Source organism: Luteibacter sp. P4_E6 (genome assembly GCF_056401535.1).
Window position 1 is genome coordinate 1 of the sequence record NZ_JBFUJE010000442.1, and the last position, 3,274, is coordinate 3,274.

At 61.7% G+C, this 3,274-nt stretch carries 2 protein-coding genes and 2 tRNA genes; all 4 read left to right on the top strand.

Annotation, left to right across the window (positions count from 1 at the left end):
- Positions 1 to 103: 103 nt before the first annotated feature.
- A complete protein-coding gene (gene rlmE, locus AC1DT2_RS18840; RefSeq protein ID WP_213948331.1) occupies positions 104 to 733 on the top strand; it encodes a 23S rRNA (uridine(2552)-2'-O)-methyltransferase RlmE in 630 nt (209 codons plus the stop codon).
- A gap of 17 nt (positions 734 to 750) precedes the next feature.
- Positions 751 to 2,682 carry an ATP-dependent zinc metalloprotease FtsH gene (gene ftsH, locus AC1DT2_RS18845; protein ID WP_477297999.1) on the top strand — a complete coding sequence of 644 codons (1,932 nt, stop codon included), beginning with the start codon at positions 751 to 753 and terminating at the stop codon, positions 2,680 to 2,682.
- 281 nt (positions 2,683 to 2,963) lie between these two features.
- Positions 2,964 to 3,040, top strand: a tRNA-Arg gene (locus tag AC1DT2_RS18850).
- Between the two features lie 110 nt (positions 3,041 to 3,150).
- Positions 3,151 to 3,227, top strand: a tRNA-Pro gene (locus AC1DT2_RS18855).
- Positions 3,228 to 3,274 lie beyond the last annotated feature (47 nt).

A 3,274-nucleotide genomic window follows, 5' to 3' on the forward strand; every position in this document is an offset into this window, starting at 1 on the left:
GTGTAGGGGAAAGCGACATTGCGTTCAGGTTCGATGTGCGGCTGACAGGCGTCAAAGGGTATCATGCAAGGCCCGCTCCTTATTAAGACTCTGGTCGAAAGCCATGGCACGCAGCAAGACCAGCTCCCAGTGGCTCAAAGAGCACTTCGACGATCCCTACGTCAAAAGAGCTCAGGCGGAAGGTGCGCGCTCGCGAGCCATCTACAAGCTCGAGGAGCTGATCGAGCGCGATCGCCTCATCAAGCCCGGCATGACCATCGTCGACCTTGGCGCCGCCCCGGGCGGCTGGTCCCAGCTGGCGCGCAGGCGCTTGGGCGATACCGGCCGGGTCATCGCCATGGACATCCTGCCCATGGCCAGCCTGGCCGGGGTGGACTTCATGCAGGGCGATTTCCGCGAGGAAGCCGTGCTCCGCGAGCTGGAGGCCATGCTCGACGGCCAGAAGGTCGATCTTGTCCTGTCGGACATGGCCCCCAATATGTCAGGTGTGGCACTGGCCGATCAGATCCGTGCGATGGACCTTTGTGACCTGGCCCGGCAGTTCAGTCTCGACTGGCTCAAACCGGGCGGGTCGTTCCTGGTGAAGCTGTTCCAGGGCGTGGGTTTCGACGAGTACCTTAAGAACTTGCGCGCTGACTTCAGTCGCGTGACGATGCGTAAACCGAAAGCCTCCCGCGCACGTTCGGCGGAGGTGTATGCACTGGCGACCGGCCTCAAGTCGGCGTCCCGGTAACCTGGCGAGAACACCGCATGAATGAGATGGCAAAAAATCTGTTGCTCTGGCTGATCATCGCGGTGGTCCTCCTGACCGTGTTCCAGACCTTCAATCCCCATGGTGGATCCTCGCAGGACATGTCCTATACGACGTTCGCCCAGAACGTCGATAACGGAAATGTCGCCAGCGGCACGATCACCTCCACCGCACCGCCGACGATCACCGGCAAGCTGAAAGATGGTGGCGCCTACCGCACCGTCGTACCGGTGGTCGGCCTGTCCAGCAGCGATCTGGTCAAGCAGATGCGCGACAAGGGTGTCGAGCTCCGCCAGGAGCCAGCCGACAACGGCTTCTCCCTGCTCGGCCTGCTGTTCAACTGGCTGCCGATCATCATCTTCGTCGCCGTGCTGATCTGGTTCATGCGCCAGATGCAGGCGGGTTCCGGCGGCCGCGGCGCCATGAGCTTTGGCCGCTCGCGCGCCAAGCTTCAGGGCGAAGACCAGGTCAAGGTCAACTTCACCGACGTCGCCGGTTGCGACGAGGCGAAGGAAGAGGTCGGCGAGCTCGTCGAGTTCCTCCGCGACCCGGGCAAGTTCCAGAAGCTCGGTGGCAAGATTCCGCGCGGCGTGCTGATGGTGGGCCCGCCGGGTACCGGTAAGACCCTGCTCGCCAAGGCGATCGCCGGCGAAGCCAAGGTGCCGTTCTTTTCCATCTCCGGTTCGGACTTTGTCGAGATGTTCGTCGGCGTCGGCGCAAGCCGTGTTCGCGACATGTTCGAGCAGGCCAAGAAGCACGCTCCCTGCATCATCTTCATCGACGAGATCGACGCCGTCGGCCGCCATCRTGGCGCCGGCATGGGCGGCGGTCACGACGAGCGCGAGCAGACGCTGAACCAGTTGCTGGTCGAAATGGACGGCTTCGAAGGTACCGAGGGCATCATCGTCATCGCCGCCACGAACCGCCCCGACGTGCTCGATCCGGCCCTGCTGCGTCCGGGTCGCTTCGATCGCCAGGTCGTCGTTGGCCTGCCGGACGTGAAAGGTCGCGACCAGATCCTCAAGGTGCACATGCGCAAGGTGCCGACCGCGGCCGATGTCGAGCCGATGGTCATCGCGCGCGGTACCCCGGGTTTCTCGGGTGCGGATCTGGCTAACCTCGTCAACGAGGCAGCGCTGTTCGCCGCCCGCGAGAACGCTCGCGAAGTGCGCATGAGCCACCTGGACCGTGCACGCGACAAGATCCTCATGGGTACGGAGCGTCGCTCCATGGCCATGAACGACGAAGAGAAGAAGCTCACCGCGTATCACGAGGCCGGCCACGCGATCATCGGCCGTCTGGTGCCCGAGCATGATCCGGTCTACAAGGTCACGATCATTCCGCGCGGTCGCGCTCTGGGCGTCACCATGTACCTGCCCGAAGGCGATCGTTACAGCATGAACAAGGTGGCGATCGAATCGCAGCTCTGCTCGCTGTACGGCGGTCGCGTTGCCGAGGAACTGATCTTCGGTCACGACAAGGTCACCACCGGCGCCTCGAACGATATCGAGCGTGCGACCAAGATGGCCCGCAACATGGCGACGAAGTGGGGCCTGTCCGACGAACTCGGTCCGGTGACCTACGGCGAGGAAGAAGACGAGGTCTTCATCGGTCGCTCCGTGACGCAGCACAAGAGCGTCTCCAACGAGACCGCCCGCAAGATCGACGAAGTGGTGCGCACCATCCTTGATCGCGCCTACGCGCGCAGCAAGGAGCTGTTGACCACGAATATCGACAAGCTGCACATCATGGCCGAGACGCTCCTGCTGTACGAAACCATTGACGCGCGTCAGATCGACGACATCATGAACGGTCGCGAGCCCGGGCCGCCGATCGACTGGACCAAGCCTGGTTCGCCGCCTCCGCCGCCCCCGCGTGGTGACGCTGGCTCGGCACCGGATAAGGTAGGCAAGCCTGCTACGCAGCTGTAAGAAGGGAAGGGCGGCCATTGGCCGCCCTTCTTCGTTTTGGGTCTGTCGAAACCGCTCGCATGGAAACCGCTCCTGTGGGAGCCGCTTCAGCGGCGATTGGGTGCTCGCGAATACGCACGCCTTCATCCAATCAGACGGCCAATTACCCCGCTTGTTACCGATTCGAGAAAAAAAGATGCAGAAAAGTGTTGACGCACCGTCTCGATATCTGAATAATTCCGCTTCTCGACACGGCGCCAACGCTTCACAGCGGCAGGCAACGAGTCAAAGGTTTAAAGTGTGCGCCCGTAGCTCAGTTGGATAGAGTACCAGGCTACGAACTTGGTGGTCGGGAGTTCGAATCTCTCCGGGCGCACCATCTTTAAATGCAGTTGAAAGTGTGGTGTGTTCATACGGATTGACGGGCTTGGGCTAGACCCGTAACATTTGAAGGCTTCACCTAGTTGTATCGGTGAGTGCTTTAAGTTTCGGGGTATAGCTCAGTCTGGTAGAGCGCCAGCTTTGGGAGCTGGATGTCGGGGGTTCGAATCCCTCTGCCCCGACCAGTCGGCGTTCTACGTACAGTGCCTGCGCCTGTAGCTCAACCGGATAG